Annotated in this window: 21 protein-coding genes, 2 tRNA genes and 1 other RNA gene; 11 read left to right on the top strand and 13 right to left on the bottom strand. The window is 66.5% G+C overall.

Annotated elements, in window-relative coordinates:
• Positions 1-64: 64 nt before the first annotated feature.
• From panB to MP11Mi_RS13835, 3 genes are read left to right on the top strand one after another with little or no spacing between them, the layout of a single operon-like run.
• A complete protein-coding gene (gene panB / locus MP11Mi_RS13845; protein WP_420039478.1) occupies positions 65-910 on the top strand; it encodes a 3-methyl-2-oxobutanoate hydroxymethyltransferase in 846 nt (281 codons plus the stop codon).
• 51 nt (positions 911-961) lie between these two features.
• Complete coding sequence (pip, locus tag MP11Mi_RS13840) at positions 962-1,918, top strand: prolyl aminopeptidase (RefSeq protein WP_420039477.1); 957 nt, start codon at positions 962-964, stop codon at positions 1,916-1,918.
• A gap of 19 nt (positions 1,919-1,937) precedes the next feature.
• Positions 1,938-3,419 (top strand): CYTH and CHAD domain-containing protein, encoded by a 1,482-nt coding sequence (locus tag MP11Mi_RS13835; RefSeq protein ID WP_420039476.1) that lies wholly within the window; start codon positions 1,938-1,940, stop codon positions 3,417-3,419.
• Here MP11Mi_RS13835 and MP11Mi_RS13830 read toward each other — a convergent pair.
• The 6 genes from MP11Mi_RS13830 to cobC form a co-directional block, all read right to left on the bottom strand.
• Positions 3,404-4,843: an RNB domain-containing ribonuclease gene (locus MP11Mi_RS13830; protein ID WP_420039475.1), complete on the bottom strand. Its 1,440-nt coding sequence runs from the start codon at positions 4,841-4,843 to the stop codon at positions 3,404-3,406. The two genes, MP11Mi_RS13835 and MP11Mi_RS13830, sit on opposite strands and share 16 nt — an antisense overlap.
• Before the next feature lie 31 nt (positions 4,844-4,874).
• An RNA gene (gene rnpB, locus MP11Mi_RS13825) (RNase P RNA component class A) lies at positions 4,875-5,290 on the bottom strand.
• A gap of 51 nt (positions 5,291-5,341) precedes the next feature.
• Positions 5,342-6,010 carry a histidine phosphatase family protein gene (locus tag MP11Mi_RS13820; protein ID WP_420039474.1) on the bottom strand — a complete coding sequence of 223 codons (669 nt, stop codon included), beginning with the start codon at positions 6,008-6,010 and terminating at the stop codon, positions 5,342-5,344.
• On the bottom strand, positions 6,007-6,765 hold the full coding sequence (locus MP11Mi_RS13815; RefSeq protein WP_420039473.1) for a zinc ribbon domain-containing protein: 759 nt from the start codon (positions 6,763-6,765) through the stop codon (positions 6,007-6,009). Before MP11Mi_RS13815 ends, MP11Mi_RS13820 begins: the two co-directional genes overlap by 4 nt.
• A 13-nt stretch (positions 6,766-6,778) precedes the next feature.
• Complete coding sequence (locus MP11Mi_RS13810) at positions 6,779-7,903, bottom strand: Nif3-like dinuclear metal center hexameric protein (protein WP_420039472.1); 1,125 nt, start codon at positions 7,901-7,903, stop codon at positions 6,779-6,781.
• Positions 7,900-8,982 (bottom strand): Rv2231c family pyridoxal phosphate-dependent protein CobC, encoded by a 1,083-nt coding sequence (gene cobC, locus MP11Mi_RS13805; RefSeq protein ID WP_420712793.1) that lies wholly within the window; start codon positions 8,980-8,982, stop codon positions 7,900-7,902. Before cobC ends, MP11Mi_RS13810 begins: the two co-directional genes overlap by 4 nt.
• Positions 8,983-9,006: 24 nt before the next feature.
• On the opposite strand from cobC, the gene MP11Mi_RS13800 reads away from it, so the two are divergent.
• The 3 genes from MP11Mi_RS13800 to MP11Mi_RS13790 are packed head-to-tail and all read left to right on the top strand — an operon-like array spanning position 9,007 to position 11,189.
• A complete protein-coding gene (locus MP11Mi_RS13800) occupies positions 9,007-9,705 on the top strand; it encodes an HAD hydrolase-like protein (protein WP_420039470.1) in 699 nt (232 codons plus the stop codon).
• Positions 9,698-10,201, top strand: a complete 504-nt coding sequence (locus MP11Mi_RS13795; RefSeq protein WP_420039469.1) for a low molecular weight protein-tyrosine-phosphatase — start codon at positions 9,698-9,700, stop codon at positions 10,199-10,201. Before MP11Mi_RS13800 ends, MP11Mi_RS13795 begins: the two co-directional genes overlap by 8 nt.
• Before the next feature lie 16 nt (positions 10,202-10,217).
• The gene (locus MP11Mi_RS13790; protein ID WP_420039468.1) at positions 10,218-11,189 is read left to right on the top strand and encodes an SURF1 family cytochrome oxidase biogenesis protein; all 972 of its coding nucleotides are present in this window, start codon (positions 10,218-10,220) and stop codon (positions 11,187-11,189) included.
• Here MP11Mi_RS13790 and MP11Mi_RS13785 read toward each other — a convergent pair.
• Positions 11,177-12,142, bottom strand: coding sequence for a cobalamin biosynthesis protein (locus tag MP11Mi_RS13785; protein WP_420039467.1), 966 nt, complete (start codon positions 12,140-12,142; stop codon positions 11,177-11,179). The two genes, MP11Mi_RS13790 and MP11Mi_RS13785, sit on opposite strands and share 13 nt — an antisense overlap.
• Here MP11Mi_RS13785 and MP11Mi_RS13780 point away from each other — a divergent pair.
• Entirely contained in the window at positions 12,141-12,944 is an 804-nt protein-coding gene (locus MP11Mi_RS13780; protein WP_420039466.1) for a spermidine synthase, read from the top strand. The genes MP11Mi_RS13785 and MP11Mi_RS13780 overlap by 2 nt on opposite strands.
• A gap of 9 nt (positions 12,945-12,953) precedes the next feature.
• Here the strand turns inward: MP11Mi_RS13780 and MP11Mi_RS13775 are convergent, their stop codons facing one another.
• Entirely contained in the window at positions 12,954-13,766 is an 813-nt protein-coding gene (locus MP11Mi_RS13775) for a maleylpyruvate isomerase family mycothiol-dependent enzyme (RefSeq protein WP_420039465.1), read from the bottom strand.
• A gap of 115 nt (positions 13,767-13,881) precedes the next feature.
• On the opposite strand from MP11Mi_RS13775, the gene MP11Mi_RS13770 reads away from it, so the two are divergent.
• A tRNA-Val gene (locus MP11Mi_RS13770) sits at positions 13,882-13,956 on the top strand.
• A gap of 416 nt (positions 13,957-14,372) precedes the next feature.
• A complete protein-coding gene (locus MP11Mi_RS13765) occupies positions 14,373-15,638 on the top strand; it encodes a Fic family protein (RefSeq protein ID WP_420039464.1) in 1,266 nt (421 codons plus the stop codon).
• A 143-nt stretch (positions 15,639-15,781) separates the two neighbouring features.
• Here the strand turns inward: MP11Mi_RS13765 and MP11Mi_RS13760 are convergent, their stop codons facing one another.
• Both MP11Mi_RS13760 and MP11Mi_RS13755 read right to left on the bottom strand, forming a co-directional pair.
• A complete protein-coding gene (locus MP11Mi_RS13760) occupies positions 15,782-15,985 on the bottom strand; it encodes a cold-shock protein (RefSeq protein WP_236998591.1) in 204 nt (67 codons plus the stop codon).
• Between the two features lie 134 nt (positions 15,986-16,119).
• Positions 16,120-16,193: transfer RNA gene (locus MP11Mi_RS13755), tRNA-Cys, on the bottom strand.
• A 154-nt stretch (positions 16,194-16,347) separates the two neighbouring features.
• Here MP11Mi_RS13755 and MP11Mi_RS13750 point away from each other — a divergent pair.
• Positions 16,348-17,223, top strand: a complete 876-nt coding sequence (locus tag MP11Mi_RS13750; protein WP_420039463.1) for a GDSL-type esterase/lipase family protein — start codon at positions 16,348-16,350, stop codon at positions 17,221-17,223.
• Positions 17,224-17,412: 189 nt separating this feature from the next.
• Entirely contained in the window at positions 17,413-19,839 is a 2,427-nt protein-coding gene (locus MP11Mi_RS13745; RefSeq protein WP_420039462.1) for an acyltransferase family protein, read from the top strand.
• An 18-nt stretch (positions 19,840-19,857) separates the two neighbouring features.
• Here MP11Mi_RS13745 and MP11Mi_RS13740 read toward each other — a convergent pair whose 3' ends face one another.
• The 3 genes from MP11Mi_RS13740 to MP11Mi_RS13730 form a co-directional block, all read right to left on the bottom strand.
• Entirely contained in the window at positions 19,858-20,346 is a 489-nt protein-coding gene (locus MP11Mi_RS13740) for a peroxiredoxin (RefSeq protein WP_420039461.1), read from the bottom strand.
• A complete protein-coding gene (locus MP11Mi_RS13735) occupies positions 20,343-20,762 on the bottom strand; it encodes a DUF3052 domain-containing protein (RefSeq protein ID WP_420042105.1) in 420 nt (139 codons plus the stop codon). Before MP11Mi_RS13735 ends, MP11Mi_RS13740 begins: the two co-directional genes overlap by 4 nt.
• Positions 20,763-20,907: 145 nt before the next feature.
• Positions 20,908-21,429, bottom strand: a complete 522-nt coding sequence (locus tag MP11Mi_RS13730; protein ID WP_420039460.1) for a hypothetical protein — start codon at positions 21,427-21,429, stop codon at positions 20,908-20,910.
• Between the last annotated feature and the right edge of the window lie 117 nt (positions 21,430-21,546).

Below are 21,546 nucleotides of genomic sequence, written 5' to 3'. Positions count from 1 at the left end.
AGGTCGTCCACACCAACCCGGGTACCCGCATCAGGCGGGACTCGAGGCAGAAATGAGGCAAGTCATGTCGGAGAACTCCGTCTATGGATCCAGCACTACCACCCCGTCGTCACCGCGCCGCCCGGTCCGCATTCAGCATCTCGCGAAGTGGAAATCCGAAGGCCACAAGTGGGCGATGCTCACCGCGTACGACTACACCACCGCCCGCATCTTCGACGACGCCGAAATCCCGGTCCTGTTGATCGGCGACTCTGCGGCCAACGTCGTCTACGGGTACGACACCACGATCCCGATCACCCTCGACGAACTGATCCCGCTCGCACGCGCGGTAGTCCGCGGCGCACCGCACGCACTCGTCGTCGCCGACCTCCCGTTCGGCACCTACGAAGCGAGCCCGCAGCAGGCCCTCGAATCGGCTGTGCGCATGTTCAAGGAGTCGGGCGCGCACGCCCTCAAGATCGAAGGCGGCGAACGCATCGCACCGCAGATCGCCGCGCTCACCGCTGCAGGCATCCCAGTGATGGCGCATATCGGTTTCACACCGCAGAGCGTCAACGGCCTCGGCGGTTACCGGGTCCAGGGCCGCGGCGACGCCGCCGACCAGCTCATCGCCGACGCTATCGCCGTCCAAGAGGCCGGCGCGTTCTCGGTCGTCATGGAGATGGTCCCTGCGGACGTCGCAGGCCAGATCACCCGCAAGCTCACCATCTCGACTGTCGGGATCGGCGCGGGTAACGAGACCGACGCGCAGGTCCTCGTCTGGCAGGACGCCGCGGGCTACACGCAGGGTAAGACCGCCAAGTTCGTCAAGCGTTACGCCTCGCTCGGCGACGAGTTGGGTGCTGCAGCGCGCCAATACGCGAGCGAGGTCGCAGCGTCGTCGTTCCCCGGGCCCGAACACTCGTACTGATGACCCACACGCACCGATGACTCACTCGCACCGATGACTAGGGTTGGGCGCATGCGCACGTTGTATCCAGCGATCGAGCCGTATGCGTCCGACCACCTGTCCGTCGGTGACGGACAAGAGATCTATTGGGAGACCACCGGCAACCCCGACGGGAAGCCGGTGGTCTTCGTGCACGGCGGTCCCGGCGGCGGGACGTCTGCCGATCAACGCCGGTTCTTCGATCCCACGCGGTACCGGATAGTGCTGTTCGACCAGCGCGGGTGCGGTAAGTCGCGCCCCCACATCAGCGACGGCGCCGACCTGTCGGTCAATACGACCGACCACCTGATCGCCGATATGGAGGCGTTGCGCGAACACCTCGGCATCGACCGATGGCAGGTGTTCGGCGGCTCGTGGGGTTCGACGTTGGGTCTGGCGTACGCGCAACGGCATCCAGCGCGTGTCACCGAGCTCGTATTGCGCGGCATCTTCCTGCTGCGTCGTAGCGAGATCGACTGGTACTACAACGGCGGCGCCGCAAACATCTACCCTGACGCGTGGGAGCGTTACCTCGAACCGATCCCGGACGACGAACGCGGCAGCGACCTCGTCGCCGTCTACCATCGACTGCTGAACGGCGACGACCAACAGGTCGCGCAACAGGCGGCGAGCGCGTGGGCCGACTGGGAGGGCCGAACTAGTCATCTCACGCCACGTCCCGCGGCGGGCGACGGCGGGCCGTGGGATCTCGCGTTCGCGACCATCGAAAACCACTACTTCACCCACCACGGGTTCCTCGACGACGGGCAGCTCCTGCGGGACATCGCGGCCATCGAGCACATTCCCGCGGTGATCGTGCAGGGCCGCTATGACGTCGTGTGCCCGATGCGCAGCGCGTGGGATCTGCACCGGGTGTGGCCGTCCGCGGACCTCCACGTCGTCGACGACGCCGGTCACGCGTCCTTCGAGCCCGGAATCGTCCACCACCTGGTTGAGGCGACCGACCATTTCGCACGTCCCACCGGCTGAGCACAGGAGCACTGACGCCATGAGCGCCCACGAGTCCCTCGAGATCGAGCTGAAGTTCGACGTGGACGCGGGCCTGCCCGCGCCCGACCTGGCGGGCCTCGTCCCCGACGGGAGCGTCGGAACCCCGCAGACGTACCTGCTCGAAGCCACCTACTACGACACCGCCGACACGGTCCTTGCCCGAAACCGCACCACGCTGCGGCGCCGGACCGGTGGCATCGACAGTGGATGGCATCTCAAACGTCCGTCGACGGTGAAGTCGGCCCGTCGAGAGCTCGGCGTGCCGTTCGACGATGCGGCCTTCGACGGCGGTGTTCCCGCGGTGTTGCGCGATCAGGTCGCGTCGACCGTCCGACTCGGTGAACTCGTCCCGGTCGCGACCATCACCACCGATCGCACGATGACGAGCGTGTTCGACGCCGACGGCCGTGAACTCGCCGTGTTCTGCGAGGACCTCGTGTCGGCGGAGTCGCTACTGCCCGGCGGCGGCGTCGAACGCTGGGCCGAGTGGGAGTTCGAGCTAGTCGACGGCGACCGTGCGCTCCTCACCCGGGCGAAGGCTTATCTGAGGGCTGCGGGCGCGAAGAAGGCGTCGAGCGTGTCCAAGCTCGCGCGGGCGATCGGTTCGCTGCCGGCCGTCGTCGAGCCACGCAGAGTTGACCGCAAGTCGACGGCTATGGATCTCGTCGTATTCGATCTGGCGGCACACCGCGACGCGCTGCTCGCCTACGATCCGCTGGCGCGCGAAGACGCCCCGGACGCCATCCATCAGATGCGGGTGGCCGCGCGGAAGCTCCGGTCGATCCTCACCTCGTATCCGCAGGTCCTCGCACAGCATGTCGTCGATCCGATCTCGAGGGAACTCATGCTTCTCGGTGAGGTTCTCGGTGACGCCCGGGATTTGGAGGTCTCGCTGGAGACCAACGAGCTGATGCTGACACGCGAGAACGCTCCAGTCGATCTGCGCGAAGCCCTCATCGAGAGCGAGCGCATCCGCCGCGAGCGGGCGGTCCGGTCGATGCGTTTCGCGTTGTCGACCGAACGCTATCTCACCCTGTTGGACGATCTCGACGCGTTGATCACTGATCCGACACCCGGGCTCGACGCAGACAGCCCGGCCCGCGATGTGGCCGCCGAGGCGATCGCCGCATCGTATCGACGCCTCCGGCGTGCCGAGAAGGCGTTGCGTGGTTTCGACTCGTGGTCGCCGGAGTGGGTGGAACAGCTTCACACGATCCGCAAACGCGCCAAGGCCACCCGCTACACCGCCGAGTCGGCGTCGGCAGTGCCCCGGTCGTCGTTCAAGGAGATCGGCTCGTACGCGAAGGCGGTGCAGACCCATCTCGGCGTCTTCCACGACACCGCAGTCAATCGAGCACGGTTGGCCGAGGTCGCCGAACGCACCCCGTTGAGCCCCGCCGCCCTCTTCGTCCTCGGGCGCCTCGACGCCCGCGAAGAGTCCCGCGGCCGCAAAGCGGTCAAGGCCTACCGCAAGCTTTGAGCGGCTGGCGCGATGGCGCGAAAGCCGATCACGGCGTTCTCGGTGTCGGCGACGGTCACTTCGACGGTGCAGGCGGTGCCTGCCGCGGGCGCGCCGGTGCATGGACCGACGATCGCGGGCGCTGAGACGAACACTTCGGCGGGGCGTTCCCCGTTCGGATCGCGCATGACGACGGCGTCGAACCGGGCACCGATCTGGTCGGCGAGAACGACTGCCTCGGTGAGGTCGACGCTACGTCGTTCCGCGGTGGACGCGCGTTGGTCGGACGACGCCATCGTCTTACGCAGCGAGCCGAGCTCGGTCGCCACCCAATCGGGGACCTCGCGGCCGCTCGTGACGGCGAGGCACACTTCGGTGACGTACCGGTCGCCGAGCCGACGCAGTGGCGCCGTGGCGTGCGCGTAGACGCCGCCCACTCCGGCGTGGACGACGACGGCATCCGGATAGTCGGCACCCGGTTCGAGCGACAGATACCCGGATCCGCGCATGAGTCGTGCGCCGACCGTCATCAACGCGAGTGTCGTCGGCGCGTCCGCGGGCAGACTGGCGAGGAATTCTCCCGGCGACACTCCTTCGGCCCATGTGACGCCGAGATGCTGTGCGGTGGCGCGCAGTTCAGTGATCGCCTCGTCGGATGCGGGTGGCACGGTTCGCAATAGGCCGATCCCCGCTTTCCGCTGGATGTCGCCCGCGCACATACCGACGAGGAGCGAGACTTGGGCGTTCCAGTCGTCGGCTGGTGTGCGCGGCGCCATCTGCAGGGTCCACGCGCGGCCGCCCTCGTGCGGAACGATCTCTTGGTCCGGCAGGTCGAGTTGGACGGCTCCACGCTGCAGCGACCAATCGAGTCGGGTTTGCCCGAAAGCGGGCAGCGCGGCGATCGACGGATGCAGGCTGCCTGAGTTGTGGGCTTTCATCACACCCGCGTAGTCGAACCGCTCGCGAGAGCGGACGGTCGCGCGTTCGACGGCGACGTCGATCACGTCGCCCGATCCGTCGACTCGGACGGTCCACAGCACCGCGGGGCGAACCTGGTCGGGCAACAGGGATCCGATGCCTTCGGACAGCGGTCGCGGGTGGAGCGGGACGCTCCCGTCCGGGAAGTACATCGTCTGGCCGCGTTCGCGGCTCTCGGCGTCGATCGCTCCCCCGGGTTCGATGAGCGCAGCGACGTCCGCGATCGCGTAGTGGACGAGGAATCCGTCGCCGTCCGACTGCACGTGGAGCGCCTGGTCCAGGTCTTGGGAACCAGGCGGGTCGATGGTAACGAAGTCGATGTCGGTGCGGTCGGCGCGTCCGTCGCCGAACCGGTCCGCAGCCTTCTCGGCTTCCGTGGTCGCCGCCTGCGGGAAGTCGGCGGTGAGATCGAGTTCCCGGCGAATGCGGTCGAAATCGATCGTCGGGGCGAACATTCTGCGCTGCATGTACCTGAATGTAGCGGTACCGCGGGGTGCGCGAACGAGCCGACGTGTAAGCCGGATCCTGTCCCGGCCCGTAGCGGACCGGTGGCGACCATCCATCTGGGCACACCGTCGCCGGGTGCCTCTAGCGGCCAACCCGCGAGCTCGGACGAGCAGTCCTCGAACACTCGCGCATCCGCACCGGCTCGCGGTGCGGACTTCGGCCTTGCTCCGGGTGGGGTTTACCGAGCCGTCACGGTCACCCGTGTCGCTGGTGCGCTCTTACCGCACCGTTTCACCCTTACCGTCCCGCGGACGGGACGGCGGTCTGTTCTCTGTGGCACTGTCCCGCGGGTCACCCCGGGTTGCCGTTAGCAACCACCCTGCTGCTGTGGAGTCCGGACTTTCCTCGGCTGTCGGCCTGCGCAGTGGTCTGCGTGGTCCCGTCGCCGCGGCCGCCCGGTCGGCTCGTTCGCCGTTCGAGGATACCGCCTGCCCGCCCGTCGAGCGAAGTCGAGACGGCTATTGCAGGTGCGCCGTATCGTTCACGAGCCGAACCACGGACCCGCCGTCCGGGTAGAATTCGACGATCGAGTACGACGCCAGGTCCAGGTGCAGGCGGAACAACAGTTCCGGTCCGACGCCGAGCGCCCCGCGCAGGAACGTCTTGATCGGCGTCACATGGCTGACGGCGAGGACCGTCCGCCCGGCGTACTGGTCGACGAGATCGTCACGGACCTGCGCGATCCGCTGCCCGACCTGTGCGAAACTCTCACCGTTGGGCGGGGTGACGTCGGCGTCGCTCAACCATCGACGGTGCAGTCGGCCGTCGCGTCCGGCGGCTTCGGTGAATGTCAGCCCCTCCCAGTCGCCGAAGTCGGTCTCGATGAGCCCGTCGTGGACGGTCACGTCGAGCCCGAGGACCCGGGCCGCGAATTCTGCGGTCGCACGTGTCCGCGTCAACGGCGACGAGACGATGGCGTCGATCTGGCCGAACGGTGCGTCGGCGAGCCGGGTCGCGGCAGCGGCCGCCTGCTCGAGGCCGATGTCGCTGAGGGCTGGGTCGCCGTGACCGGAGTAGCGGCGTTCCACCGAGAGCGGTGTCTGCCCGTGGCGGAGCAGTACGAGGCGAGTCGGCGGTGCGGTCTGGCCGTGCCAGTCCGGGCTGCCGGTCGCAGCCGACCCACTCACTCCGGACGCCCCTGCCCCGGCAGCCCGGAGTGGTTGGTCCGCACCATAATCGCGCCGCATTCCTCGCAGCGGAGCACCTCGTCCTCGTCGGCGGCGGCGATCCGCGACAGGGTGCGCGGATCGAGTTCCATTCGGCACGCGCCGCAGCGTCGCGCCTGTACGAGGCCGGCACCGACCTGACCGCGTCCACGGAGACCCTCGTAGATGCCGACGAGCTTGTCATCGATCGACTCGGTCAACGCGATGCGTCGCTCGGTGAGGTCGGCGGTCCGCGTTTCGACGGCCGCCGCACTCTTGTCGCGTTCCGCGACGAGTTCGAGTTCGTTCTCGGTCAACGTCAGCAGGGTGGCCTCCGCGCGGTCGGCCTCGGTCGAGGTCGCCTCCTGCTGCTCCATCAGCTCGAGCATCTCGCCTTCGAGGTCGTCACGGCGTCGTTCGAGCGACTCCAGTTCACGCTGGAGTTCGGCGACCGCCTTGTGCCCCGTCGTACCGGCGTCGATGGACGCCTTATCGCGGGCGACGTGCTCGGTCATGCCTGCGAGTTCACGCTCGAACTTCTCGTAGACCGCCGCGAGGTCGTCGACGGCGACGCGCGAGGACGCGACGTCCGCGCGGGCGGCGTCGAGCTTGGTCGCGAGTTCGGCGAGATCTGCGTCCTCGGGCAAGTTCTTTCGGCTGTGCGCGGTCTTCGCGATCTCCGCATCGAGATCGGCGAGGTCGAGCAGCATTCGCTGCGCGGCGGCAGAGGCTTTCATTGGCACACTCCTGTCACACGGGTCGTCGGGCGACGACGCCGAAAGGGTCGGTAGGTGGCGCGAAGACACTTGTCTCGCAGCCGAAGTCGGTGAGTAGTGCGGCGGCTTGGGCGCACCACGGGAATTCGGTCGACCAGTGGCCCGCGTCGACGAGGGCCGGGCCGCCATCACGCCGGGCCTCGTCGACTACGTGATGGCGGAGGTCGCCCGTCACGTAGGCGTCGACGCCCGCGCGGGCCGCGGCCGATACGAGCGAGTCGCCCGCGCCGCCGCAGACGGCGACGGTCTCGATCATGGCCGACGGGTCCCCCGAGGCACGCACCGGCCAGGCCGAGGTCGGGAGCGACGCGTCGACGTGGGCGACGAACTCGTCTAACCGCATCGGCTCAGGGAGCCGGCCGATCCGGCCGAGGCCGATATCGCTGTCGACGGGTGCCTGCTCGAAGACGTCGAAGGCGGGCTCCTCGTACGGGTGCGACGACCGGAGTGCGGCGAGGACGGCCGACCGCACATGTCGCGGGGCGACGATCTCGACGCGTTCCTCGTCGACGCGGGTCAGTTCACCGACTCCGCCGATCGTCGGGGACGCGTCGCCCACCGGCAGGAACTGTCCAGTGCCGACCACCCCCCACCGGCAGTCGCGGTACTCGCCGATCGCGCCCGCGCCCGCCTCGAACATCGCTTCGCTCACCTGGTCGACGTTCGCTTCGGGCACCATGACGACCCATTTGTCGAGCGTCGGAGCCGGTTCGGCTGCGAGCGGGACCGTGGCGAGGAGGCCTAGCGTGTCGGCGAGCGCGTCCGACACGCCGGGGCGCGCCTTGTCGGCGTTCGTGTGCGCCGAATACAACCCGCATCCTGCCCGGATGAGACGGTGCACGATTCGCCCCTTGGCCGTGTCGACGCCGACGCCGGTCACCCCGCGCATCAACAGCGGGTGGTGCGCCACCACGAGTCGAGCGCCGGTGTCGACGGCTTCGTCGACGACGGCGTCGGTCACGTCGACACACACGAGCACTGTGTCGGCGGGGTCAGCGGGATCACCGCAGACCAGGCCGACGGCGTCCCACGATTCGGCGAGCCGAGGCGGATATGCCTGCGCCAGGCGGGCGATCACGTCCGCGAGTGTGCGAGTCATCTGGTCGGTGCTCCTGTCTCGAATCGGTTCTTCACATCTTGCATGGCGGCGACGAGCGCGTCGCACACTTCACGCGGACGTACCGCCAGCCGTAGGTGGTCGCCGGTCAGGCCGTGAAAGTTGGCGCAGCTGCGCACGGAGAATCCACGCTCGGCCAACTCCTGTTTCCACCGCCACGCGTCCGGCACCCGCACCAGCACGTAGGGCGCGCGCGGATCGGCTTGCGTTGTCAGCCCGATCTCGGCGAGCCGTTCGACGAGGTGGGCTCGTTCGGCGGCCACCTCGTGCGCCTGCCCGCGGGCATACTCGTGCCCTTCGGCCCCGAGGCACACGGCGAGCGCGGCGAGCGTCAACGTCCCGACCGCCCAATGTCGTCGCCCGGCCGTCATCGCGGTGATGAGTTCTGGTGCCGCCAACAAGTATCCCGCGCGCAGACCGGCCAGCCCGAATGTCTTGGTGATCGACCGCAGAACGATCAGATCGTCGGCGGACTCTGCGGCGACCGACTCGGGTTCGAGACGGTCGCCGTCGAGTGTGAGGTCGGCGAACGCCTCGTCGACGACGACGATCCGCCCCGGACGTCGCAGCGCGTGCACGTCCCCGGCCGGATGCAGCACCGAGGTCGGGTTGGTCGGGTTGCCGAGCACCACCAGGTCGGCATCGTCGGGCACCGTAGCGTCGGCGAGCCGCCACGGGGCGTCCGGCATGACGTGGCTGATCCGCGCGCCCGACGCTGCGAGTACGCGTTCGGGTTCGGTGAAAGACGGCTGGATCAACGCGACATGACGCGGTGCCAGGCGAGCGAGCAGCTCGAATCCTTCCGCAGCGCCGCCCAGGAGTAGGACCTCGTCGGGACGACGCCCATGCAGGTCCGCGATCTGCCGTACGACGACGTCGGTCTCCGCCGACGACGGATAGGCGGCGAGGTCGGCGATCCTGGCGCGCAACGCCCGGGCCACGAACTCGGGTGGGCCCGGACGGACGTTGACCGCGAAGTCGACGAGCCCGGCCTGTGCGTCGGCGTCGCCGTGCCGGCCGCGGTCGCACAGGTGGGTGGGCACGTCGACTGTCATGATCATCCAGCTTACGTGCACGATGGAAGCATGATTCCGGCCCCGACCCCGACCGTGACGGACACGGTTCTGCTGTTCGATCTCGACGGCACCATCACCGACAGCTACCCGGGGATCAGCCGTTCGTTCCTGCACGCGCTCGAGCTCCTCGGCGAACCCGCCCCGCCCGCCGAGTTCCTGCGGACGATCGTCGGTCCGCCGTTGGTCGAGTCGATGCGGACGCTCGGATACGACGAGACAACGTCGACGGCCGCGGTACGCGCCTACCGCGCCCGCTACGACGTGACCGGTTGGCTCGAGAACTCGGTGTACGACGGGATGGCGGAACTGCTGGCCGATCTGGCCGGTGCCGGTCGGACGTTGGCGCTCGCGACGAGCAAGAACCAGCAGATCGCCCGCAACATCCTCGACCATTTCGGTTTGACCTCGTATTTCACGTTCGTGGGCGGCGCGGACGACGCTGCGGGCAGGATCGGCAAAGAGTCTGTGGTGCGGTATGTTCTCGGCGCCCTCGACATCCCTGTCGGGACCGGACGGGTGCTGATGATCGGCGACCGGTCGCACGACGTCGACGGTGCGGCGGCCTGCCGGGTCCCGACGCTCGGCGTCCGATGGGGTTACGCTCACGCAGGAGAACTGGAGGCCGCCCTCGATCGTGCGGGCGCCCCGGGACAGAACGAGCGGATCGTCGAGACGGTTCCGCAATTGCGAAAGGTACTCGGTGTCTGACAACGCGGGGGCTTCGGCCGCAGGCCGCGCCCTGCACATCTGTTTCGTCTGCTCTGGCAACATCTGCCGGTCGCCGATGGCTGCGTCGATCTTCACGCACGCCGTCGAACAGGCCGGTCTGTCCGACCGGGTCCGCGTGACGAGTGCGGGGACCGGCGGCTGGCACGTCGGCGACCCAGCGGATAACCGCGCCCGCACCGAACTGTTGGCGCACGGCTACTCGGACGCGCATGTGGCGTCCGGACTGACGCCCGACCACCTGTCCGCCGATCTCTTCGTCGCCGCCGACCGTGGGCACGTGTCGGAGTTGGAGCGCAAACGTCTCGGCGATCGGGTCCGGCTCCTCCGCAGTTTCGATCCCGATGCCGACGGCGACGACGTTCCCGACCCGTACTACGGGACGCAGGACGACTTCGAGTTGGTTCGTGAACAGGTCGAGGCGGCGATCCCCGGTCTGCTCGCGTGGACCAACGAGACGCTGGCCACTCGCGACTGAGTCGTATCCTGGGTACGTGCGCGTCCTTCGTTCGTTCCTCAAGCCCGGATGGCTGCTACTCGTTCTGTTCGTAGTGGCTTTCGCGGCAGCCTGTTTCGCGATTCTCGCGCCGTGGCAGTTGGGGAAGAACAGCGACACCGAGCAGCGGAACGATCTGATCCGTGCGGCCGTCGACACCGACGCGGTGCCGATTGACCGACTGGCGCCACCCGGTCGGCCTCTCGACCCGAACAACGAGTGGCACGAGGTGACGCTGCGCGGACGGTATCTGCCCGACGACCAGGTGATGCTGCGCTTCCGCTACTCGCAGGAGCGTCCCGCGGTTGAAGCGTTGACGCCATTCCGCATCTCCGGCACCGACCGGGTGATTCTGGTGAACCGCGGCATCGTCGCGACCAGTGAGAACGGGCAGGTCAGCGTCCCGACTCCGCCGTCGGACGAGGTGACGATCGCGGCTCGACTCCGCAAGTCGGAGGGCACCAGTCCTGGGAAAGAGCCGCGCGCCGAAGGTGGCCAGTCGACGGCGTACACGATCGACACCGCCCAGCTGTCACGTCTCACCGGGGTGCCGATGGCCTCCTACTACCTCCAATTGTCGCCGAGCCAGCCGGGATCGTTGGGCGAGATCGATCTGCCCCAACTCGAATCCGGCCCGTTCCTCTCGTACGGCCTGCAATGGCTGGCGTTCGGCGTGATGGTTCCACTCGGCGCCGCCTACTTCATCTACAGCGAGATCAAAGCCCGTCGCGCTCGCCGCTCGGAGGGCGCTAGCGACGCGGAACAGGGCGAGGTCGTCGCCGTCGTCGAGGCGCCCCCGGCGACGAGTCGGTCCGAGCGTGAGCGTGTCCGGCAGAGTCTCCGCGAGGCGGGCTCCCGGTCGGGCAACGACGTCGACATCGCGTCCGGCGGTCAGATCGGCGACGGTTCCGCGTCCGCCGCTGCCGACGAAGCCGTCCGGACGAAGCTGGCCCAGCGCTACGGCAAGTGACGTCGTCTTTCTCCGGTCATAGTTCGCGCGGCGACCGCCGCCAACGCGGTTGCCCGTTGCACGTGGCGAGACAAGGTGACTGCTGATCGCAGATCGGCGGCAAGGGGGGCCGGACCGTCGCCGAGTCGCGGTCGTTCCTCGACGCCGTGCGCGTACACGGTCTGACCGCCGAGCCCGATCCTCAGCGCCCCGGCGAACGCTGCTTCGACGACGCCTGCGTTCGGGCTGGGGTGCAGACCGGCGTCGCGGCGGACGGCGGTCCACACTTCACGCGGCCTACCGGACAGTGCGCCGACGAGCAGTGCGGTGGCCCGCGCCGGTGCATAGTTCGCGATGTCGTCGAGTCGAGCGGACGCCCACCCGAACTGTAGGTATTTGTCCGACCGGTACCCGACCATGGCGTCGAGAGTGTTCGCCGCGCGGTATCCGAGCAGGCCCGGTGCCCCGGCGACGGCACCCCAGAACAGCGGTGCGACGGCCGCGTCTGACGTGTTTTCGGCGATCGATTCGACTGCGGCACGACAGATCCCGGCTTCGTCGAGCTGTGTCGTGTCTCGCCCGACGAGGCCGGCGACCAGTGCCCTGGCGCCGTCGACGTCGCCGGAGTCGAGTGCGTCGGCGATCTCGTCACCGATCCGACACAGGGACGTCCCGCCTAGCGCGCTGAACGCCGCTGCCGCCGTCCCCGCTGGGCCGAGACGTCGGGCGAGGACGCCGGAGAGTATCCCGACGCCGATCCACCACCCGGCGAACATCGCACCGCGTGCCCGATCGTCGCGGTAGAACGACTCTTGTGATGTTGCGACTCCTCGCCCGAACAGTGCGACGGGGTGTCCGCGCTGCGGGTCGGCGAACACCGCGTCGGTGAGAGTTCCGGCAGCGAGTCCGACAGCGTCGGCGGTGCGGTGGCGCATCGGGTGATCGTATCGATCGCCGATATGATCGTTGTTCATGGCTGCCTCCCGCCCGACGCCCGAAGCCGGGGTCTTCGAGATCTCCACCGGTACCGCCGAACTCGTGCACAGCGTGGACGGCGGCTGGCTGCTGTCTATCAACGGGGCGCAGAGCAGTCACATCGACCCGGACCGGCCGGACCATCTCGACTTCGAGTACATGCGGCAGGCGTCCGCCGCGATCGCCGACCGGTATCGCGACCCGGCGACTCCGCTGCGCGTCCTGCATCTCGGGGCGGCCGCGTGTGCGCTCCCCCGGTATCTGTCGCACGCGTACCCGCAGTCGCGACATGTCGCCGTGGAGATTGACGCCGAACTGGCCCGCCTCGCCCGTGAATGGTTCGACCTGCCGCGTGCTCCCCGACTGCGAATCCGGGTCGGCGACGCACGTGAGGTCACGGAGAGTCTCCGTGAGCACACGCGCGATGTGGTGATGCGGGACGCGTTCAGTGCAAGCGTGACTCCGGAACATCTGACGACTGTCGAGTTCACCCGTGCGGTTCAGCGAGTGCTGGTGCCGGGCGGACTCTACATCGCGAACTGCGGCGGCCGCCGAGATCTGGCGTCGGTGCGGTCGGAGGTGTCGACGATCGCGGATGTCTTCACGAACGTCGAACTGATCTCCGACCCTGCGATGTTCAAGGGGCGGCGCAGCGGGAACGTCGTGGTCGTTGCGGCCGACGGACCGCTCCCCGACTCCGCCGACTTGGAGCGCGCTCTGCGCTCGGATCCCGAACCGTCGAGGCTGATGACTGGTCGTGACGCCGCCGCGTTCGGGTCGGGCAAGATCCGGCGTGACTAGACGACCCGCTCAGATCATGTAGTGCAGGCTGTCGACGATTGCCGATCCGAGAGCAACGTCACCATCGATGTGGACGGTGGCTTGGGCCGCTCGCGGTCGGCCGCCTGCGAGTCGTGTGTAGTCGGCGACTGTGGTCCGCAATGTGACGTCGGCGGGACCGTCCAACGCGGGGACGATGGCTGCCCGGCCGTCGACGGCGATGTGCACTTGTGTCGGCACGAGACCGGTGAAGTCGAATGTCACGCGGCTGCCTTTCGGTGCTGAAGCCTTCTTGCCGACGAGGAAGGGCATTACCGCAGCCATCTCGTCCAACGCGAACGCGGCGGGCACTGGATCGCTCGGCTCGTCGAGGCCGAGCGCGTCACGGAGGTCGAGTTCGTGCACCCAACTGTCGTAGGTCCGCACTCGCATGAACCGTCCGTACGTCTCGGGGCCGACAGGGGTGACGGCGTCGGCGTGCCACTCGTCGTCGCCCATCGCGGTCAGGTCGGCGATACGTTTCGCGGTCATCGCACGATAGTCGGCCATGACTTCGGCGCGGCTGCGGGCTCGGTAGTGATCGAGCCAGCGCTCGTTGAGTTCGCCGATCGGGTTCTTCACGTGGTCGAGCCCGGCGACGTCTCGGGTTGCGTCGGGCTTCCGGCCGTCGATCATGTTCTCGGTCCCGACGATGTGGGCGACGACGTCACCTACGTTCCAGCCGGGCAGACCCGAGTCCGCCGACCAGTCGGCGTCCGACAGGCCGCTGACAAGGTCATCGATCGCCTGCCACTGCGCAGCCAGCGCGGCAATGATCGGGGCCTTCTCGACTCGAGTCTTCACACGATTCCCTCTCGCTAGTACACGACCCACTGAGTCTACGAAGACCAGTTTGGGCATGCCACCATCGAGACGATAATGTTCACTGCGAGCCGTTGCTCGTCACGACGACGGTCCGGCGCGTATAGCTCAGCGGTAGAGCTCTGGTCTTACACACCAGCGGTCAGGGGTTCAAATCCCTTTGCGCGCACCATTATCTGTATAAATGCATCCTTCGAACTCGAAGTTTCGGGTTAGATCGCGGGCTACCCCAACTCGACAGCCGCTGGCGGCACCGCCGCCGAGCCGCGCGACGACGAATACGACTGTTCACGCGGTGGCTTGGGTTCAATTGGGATGCGGTCGGTGAGGCGACCGCGATCACAGTCGGAGACGTCGACAAGAAGTCGGGTACCTCACGCATCAACAAGGCCTGGAAGTACACGGGTACGTCGACGATAAGTTCAGGCAGCGTGTCGCGTAGCCATGGCCCGGCTACCTATGCTCGAACGGCCAGTGGCCATGGATATGACGCCCAGCTTCGCAATTCTATTTGATCCAAGATAGGTTCTATATCAAATAGACAGTGTGGATTAGGCCGGAAATTAGTACCGATACGGGGTAGATCAGATGTCGTATAGAACGTTGAAGTCGATCTTCCACCAGCGAGATCGCGTTGGTGCCGAAGCCGAGGAACAAGCTCGCCGACAGTCTCCTGCCGCCGTCCACTGGGACCTGATGATCGACGAACACTCGATGTTCGCGCTGATGACGCCCGAAGTCGCAGCGCTGATCGAACGGATCATGAGCTTCGAGCCGAAGATTCGAGCCGAGTGGGATGGCCTGCCAAGCAGTGCGCGCACCCACTATCTACATCGCATGGTGATTGATGAGGTCCAGGCGACCAACGACATCGAACAGGTCCGCTCGACCCGGAGGGAGATCAGCGCGGCGATCAAGGCGGTGCTAGCGGAGCAACCGATCGTGAGCAAGCGGTTCCTAGAGATGGTGCGGCTCTACCTCGACATCGGCGACTACGAGGCCAAGGGGCCGCAGACGCTCGACGACATCCGGGCTGCCTACGACGCGGTGACTCGGGGCGAGATTCGTGACGAGGATGCTCCCGACGGTCGGCGGTTCCGGCAAGGTCCGGTGTCGATCGAGTCAGGCACCAAGGTCGTGCACACTGGCGTGTTGCCCGAGTCCGCGATCGATGACGCGCTCACTCTCATGTTGAGCCAGGGTCGCGACGATTCGATCCCCCGGCTGATCAGGGCGGTGGTCGCGCACTTCATCTTCGAGTACACGCACCCGTTCTACGACGGCAATGGCCGAACTGGGCGCTATCTTCTCGCACTGGACCTCCGACAGGTGCTGGCTCCTTATGCGAGCCTGGCGTTGTCGGCGACCGTCGCCGACAATAAAGACCGCTACTACCGGGCTTTCGCTGACGCGGAGAATCCGTTGAATCGCGGAGATCTGACGCCGTACTTGATCGACATGCTCGAGATAGTCGCCGAGGCGCAGCATCGCCTGCTGCTCGATCTCTCCGAGCGGCGGCGGAAGATCGAGACGATCAAGGCGCGTATCCGCGTTCTGCTGGACGATGAGCAGTTTCCGCTGAGCGTTGGACTCGATCGCGAGTCGGCGCCGCCTGTTGGTCGTGACGACATTGGTGCAATCCTGTTCACCCTGGGCCAGGCCCACTACTTCGATGCGAACCGGGCCGTCAAGTCGAATACCCTCGCCGACGCTGTGGGTCGATCGAGTCAGTTCGTCCGCCCGCGACTACAGCGCTTAGACGATGCTGGAATCATTGAAACGGTTACGAAGAAACCGCTGCGCTTCCGGCTCACCACGCGGGGTGTATCGCTCCTAGAATCGGAAGGGGAATAGTTTCGGGGACGACGATCGCCGCCGCGACAGCTGGCGAGGGGAAAACGCGGCACGGCCATGCGCAACACCGCGCACCCCTCGATACAACGAGACCGCCCCCGATCCGTGAACGGATCGGGGGCGGTCTACGCGTAAGCCTTGGGTTAGAGCGCGCTCACGTTCGTCGCCTGGGGGCCCTTGGCCCCTGCCTCGAGGTCGAACTCGACGCGCTGCGACTCCTCAAGGTTACGGAAGCCGTTACCTGAGATCGAAGAGTAGTGGACGAACACGTCGTCACTACCGGAGTCGGGAGCGATAAAGCCGAAGCCCTTTTCGCTGTTGAACCACTTGACGGTTCCTTGTGCCATGCTGATTACTGCTTCCTTCAGAGAGCGGGGACAAAACCTGTCTCCCACGCGTATATTCTCTCACACTTTCGTGTCCATCGGTATTCGTGGGGCTCGACGGCATGTCCCGAGGGGTTGGCCGTGGACCCTAGATTTGGAGCGGATGGCGGGATTCGAACCCACGTAGACGGTTTTGCAGACCGCTGCTTAGCCTCTCAGCCACACCCGCTTGTCAACGGCCCCAACTCTGCTCGACGCGCCCGTTCGCGTCGAGAGTTTGACGCAGCGTCGCGCAAATCACCCACCGCTAGGCGACCTGTGACCGATCTGCAACCTCGCATCCGTTGAAACGGATGGGGTTGTTGTTGTCTACTGTGAATATTGTGACTACCGACAATGAGAATCGCCCCGGCCAACGGCGCTCGACGTGGCGCCGACACGCCATCGCATCCGTGAGCGCTGTCGGCGTCGCCGCCACACTCACCATCGCGACCACCGGACAAGCGTCCGCGGAGCCGACAATCGGCGAACTCATGGACAGTGCAGGCTCCATCCTTCAGGAGCTGCCGATCGACCCGAACGGCTCAAGCGACCTCTCGTCACTGTTCAACCTGCTCGGCCCCGATCTACCCGGACGCCCTGGCACCCCAAAGACTCCGACCGGTGACCGCCGCACCTCCTGCACCCAAGTGGTGCAGATCGGCGACTCGACATCCGTCGGCATCGACAGCGCGTCGAAGGTTTCCGCCGAAGCCGACCGGCTGACCCCGCAGTATCAGCGCGTCGGCGTCGACAAGGTCACGCTCGACGCGGGCGGCGGCCGCTCCATCGTCGAGAAGGTCGACGGCGAGCCCAACGCGATCGACGCCATCGACACCCAACTCGCCCGCGGCAACCGGGGCTGCTGGGTCATCGCGATGGGCGTCAACGACGCAGCGAACATCGCAGTCGGCTCGAAGGTCACCGCCGACGAACGTATCGACCGCGTCATGAAGAAGCTCGACGGACAGAACGTTCTGTGGCCGACCGTCATGACCAGCGATCCGAGCAATGCTGCATACGCACCGAAGAACATGACCGCGTTCAACGACGCGCTCAAACGGGCAGCCACCAGGTACCCGAACCTAAAGATCTACGATTTCGCCGCCGAATCCCAGCCATCTTGGCACGCCGACGACGGAATCCACTTCAACACAACCGGAACCGCTCAACGGAACCGTTTGTTCGCGACCGCACTCGCCACCGCCTTCGGCGCCTGACTACGCACGCGCATTCGCACACCCCCAACACGTGTGTCAGTCAGACGCACGACGTGTCAGAGACCCTCGTTGCAGGGCCTATGATGGACGGTCGGTGCCGTCGCGGTAACGCGGCCGAGACCCGCACCGACGTCTTCAACGAGCGCTGGTCGGCGGCACCGCGCAGCGACAAGGGGGTGCCTTCCGGCAATGCCACGTCCTATCCACGGTCAGTCGACGTATCTGCCCGGCCTCGACGGCATCCGTGCGGTAGCTGTCACTCTCGTCCTGCTGTATCACCTGCAGGTGCCGGGTTTCGGCGGCGGACTGCTGGGCGTCGGCGTCTTCTTCACCCTCAGCGGCTTCCTCATCACATCGCTGTTGATCGCGGCGCGCGAACGGACCGGCAGACTCGGACTCAGGACATTCTGGATCAGACGGGCACGACGCCTATTGCCCGCCGTCGTCCTAGTCCTGGCAGCGACCATCGTGACCGCAGCCATCGTCGTCCCGGACAAGCTCGGCACCTACACCGGGCAGGCGTTCTCGGCGCTGTTCTACGTGAACAACTGGCACACCATCGCATCCGACAGTTCGTACTTCGATCGATTCGGTGGCCCCAGCCCGCTCAGCCACATGTGGTCGCTGTCCATCGAAGAGCAGTTCTACATCGTGTGGCCGCTTGTCCTAGCACTGTTCTACATCGCGCTGCGCCGCCGCTGGCTGATGAGCGTGGTGACGCTCCTCCTCGCGCTCGGTTCGTTCTATCTGCTCGCCACACTCGCCGAAACCGGCTTCGACAACACGCGCGCCTACGAGGGCACTGACACTCGCGCAGGCGGACTGTTGCTGGGCGCCGCCCTCGCCTTCTGGTGGCCTGCCCGTGCGCACCAAGCGACGCACAACCAACGGTGCTTCATCGACGCCCTCGGTATCGCTGGACTCGGCACGATCCTCTACCTGAGCACGACGACGAACGACAGCTCACAGAGCTTGTACACCTCGGGCATCGCCGTCCTGACCGTCGCGACAATGGGCGTCCTCATCGCCGCGGTCACACCGTCGACGTTCATCGCGACCCTCCTGTCGATACAGCCGTTCCGGTGGATCGGCGAGCGCTCATACGGCATATACCTCTGGCACATGCCGCTCGTCGCCTTCCTCCCCGGCATCATCCGAGGCGACTCCCCACTGGTCAGTTCCATCGTGGTGGTAGTCGCGACGCTGATCTTGGCCTCGCTGTCGTGGCGGTACGTGGAAGACCCGATCCGTCGATATGGATTCCGCGCCGCCCTCACCACTCCCCGACTTCCGGAGGACACCTTGCGCGCTGCACTCCTGACCACACTCATCACGATATTCACGGGCATCGCCCGCACGTTGGCCGGGATTCGCCGCCGCATCACCGCGGAACCCGACGCCGATGCCGACGCCGACGCCGACGCCCACGCCCACGCCCACGAGCAGGCTCCCGAGCCCGCGACCGCCTGGGACGATCCAGCCCCCGCCCAGCTCGAACCCTCGCCACTGCGCGAAGAACCCGTCGACGTAGCCGCGACCCGCATCGTCGAGGAACCCGTCGATGTGACGCCGCCCGAACCCGCGACCCCCGGTGGGTCGATTGAGCCGTCGGCTGCCGATACTCGCCGCTTCGCATTGCCCACGGCGATCACCGTCTTGAAGTCGGCGCCCAGCGTGCTTAATCTTGCGCCCGCTCCACAGGCCTACTCCAGCATCGGAGTCGACTCCGATGCCTCCGAGCCGGAGCCCGCCCACAGCACACGACGTCGCTCCCCGGCTCGCGCCGTCACGTCGGCCGTCCTCGTCGTGGGACTGGCGATCAGCGCGATGGTCGGGGTCTCGTACCTCAACCCTGATCTACCGGTCGTGTCCGCGCTCTACCAACCCGACACCGAGGGCAGCGGCGTCGAAGTCGACGACGCACCCAAGGCCGATCGGTCCGGCCCCACGCTGCCCGCCGCGCAGCGTCGAACCAAGTGCGCCACCGTCATCCACGTCGGAGACTCGACGTCGATCGGTATGAACGACGCCGGGATGCAGCCGAACCCCGCGTTGAGGCTGTCCGGCCGGTACCGCGAGTACGGCGCGAAGCAGTATGTGTCCGACGTGGTGGGCGGCCGCTCCAGCATGGAGCGCCTCAACGACGAACCCAACGCGACCGAGTCGATCGACAGCGACCTCGCCCGTGGGCTACGCGGCTGCTGGGTGGTCGCGATGGGCATCAACGACACGGCCAACGTCGAAGTCGGCGGTCAAGGTCCGGTCGACATGCGGATCGACAATCTGATGAAGCCGCTCGCCGGCCAGCCCGTGTTGTGGCCGACCATCGCGACCAACTCGCTGAACGAGAACCCGGCCTACGACAATAAGGCCATGCGGAACTTCAACCGTGCACTCGTCCGCGCCTGCAAGCGTTACCCGAACCTGCGGGTGTACGACTGGGCGGGCGAACTACATCAGGACTGGTTCCTCGACGGCGTGCACTACACGGAAGCCGGTTACATCGAACGCGCACGCCGCTTCGCCGTAGCGCTCGCCACCGTGTACCCGGCGACGGACCTCCCGTCATCTGGCTGCGTCCTCAAGTCGACGGACGCTCTCGCCACGACCCAGTAACTAACCCGGCAGAGGGGGTTAGCCGCGTGTGGCCAGCGCGGCCGTCCACGTCTCTTCGGTCCGACCTTCGCCCGGGCCCACCATCGCCGCATAACGGATCAGGCCGTCGCGACCGACGAGGAATGTGCCCCGATTGGCGTAGCCGCGCTGCTCGTCGAGCACACCGAAGCTCCGGGCGACGTCGCCGTGCGGCCAGAAGTCCGACAGGATCGGAAACAGATAGCCCTGCGCCGACGACCAGACTTTGTGGGTCGGCGGCGGACCGACGGACACCGCGACGGTCGTCAACGTGTCGTCGGCGAACCGCGGCAGATTATCGCGAATGTGCCCGAGTTCGCCCTCACAGGTTCCGGTGAACGCTAACGGAAAGAAGACGACGAGCACGTCGCTCTTCTCCCGCAGCGCAGACAGTGAGACGCGACGATTGTTTTGGTCGCGCAGGTCGAAATCCGGTGCAACCGAACCGACCGGGACGGGACCGGTGACAGCGATCTCGGGACTGGTCATGCCTTCTTGCCTGGCCTGGCCTTCGGCGTCACCAAACGTGCACCGGACCAGTCGCCCAAGCTGACGACGGATGTCTGAGTGAGTCCTGCAGTCGGAGCCGCTTCGGCGATGACCGCCGGGTCGACGTGCCCGTCGAGACCGGTCTTCGGCGAGAGGACCCAGATGAATCCACCTTCGGCGAGAGGACCGATCGCGTCCATCAGCGCGTCCACCAGGTCACCGTCGTCGTCACGCCACCAGAGGATCACCGCGTCGACGACGTCGATCGCATCCTCATCGAGCATCTCGGCGTCGATCACATCCTCGATGGCGGCCCGCAGGTCGTCGTCGGTATCTTCGTCCCATCCCCGTTCCTGGATCACCATTTCGTTGGTGAATCCAAGCTTGCTCGCCTTGTCGTCCGTGGCGGCTACCACCGCGTGCATCCTCCCGATCGTTGAATTATTCCAGGTCCTGCCGAAGCGAACCGTAGGTCAAGCGTAGAGGGTCCAGACGTTTACCGACAGTGGACACACATGTTCGGGACCAAGTTCCCGACTGCGAGGCACCCGATGGGACCTCTCACTCAGTGGGCAGATATTCTGCGCACCGGTCGAGTGCGGCCGTGCGCTTGTCGTCCCACTCCCGCGATGCCCGGTTCAGGCCGGCGCGCTGCTTCCGCTCGATGCCTTCAGCGAGTTGCTCCGAGGTATCAACGAAATCCGAGACATCCTCGACGAGGTCCTCGGGAGTCGCGGGCGAGATCGTCGTACGGACCACCTTGGCTCCCGTGTTGAGAGTCTCGACAGCCCAACGGTCCTCGGATTCGACGTCGTCGTATGACTGCGTCTTGTTGAGCACCTTCATGAAGGTGTTGTAGTCGCGAACCATGACGCCGGCCGACGTGATCACCTGACGGCACACCTGGATGGCGGCTACCTTCTCCACTTCGGGACGCTCGGCGGACGGCACGTTCGACGAGACGGAGCCCGACGTCGACGCGTGCGCATCAGCCCCCGAATCGGAACCGCCGGAACAGCCGGCGACGAGTGTCGCGGCAGCGATCAGCGCGAGACCGACGACTGCTGAACGAACACCGTGCATGCGACTCCCCCTGGCGTGGACACGAATGCGTCGAGATTACCGCAGAGTAGAACGTGTGACTCGGCACATCCGTTTCTTCGCCTCGTGATTTGGGGCACGATAGAGGTGACGGTACGC

Source organism: Gordonia abscondita (assembly GCF_032711245.1).
Lineage (GTDB): Bacteria > Actinomycetota > Actinomycetes > Mycobacteriales > Mycobacteriaceae > Gordonia.
The sequence above is the reverse complement of the archived record's forward strand: the minus strand, read 5'-3'. Positions and strand labels throughout refer to the sequence as shown.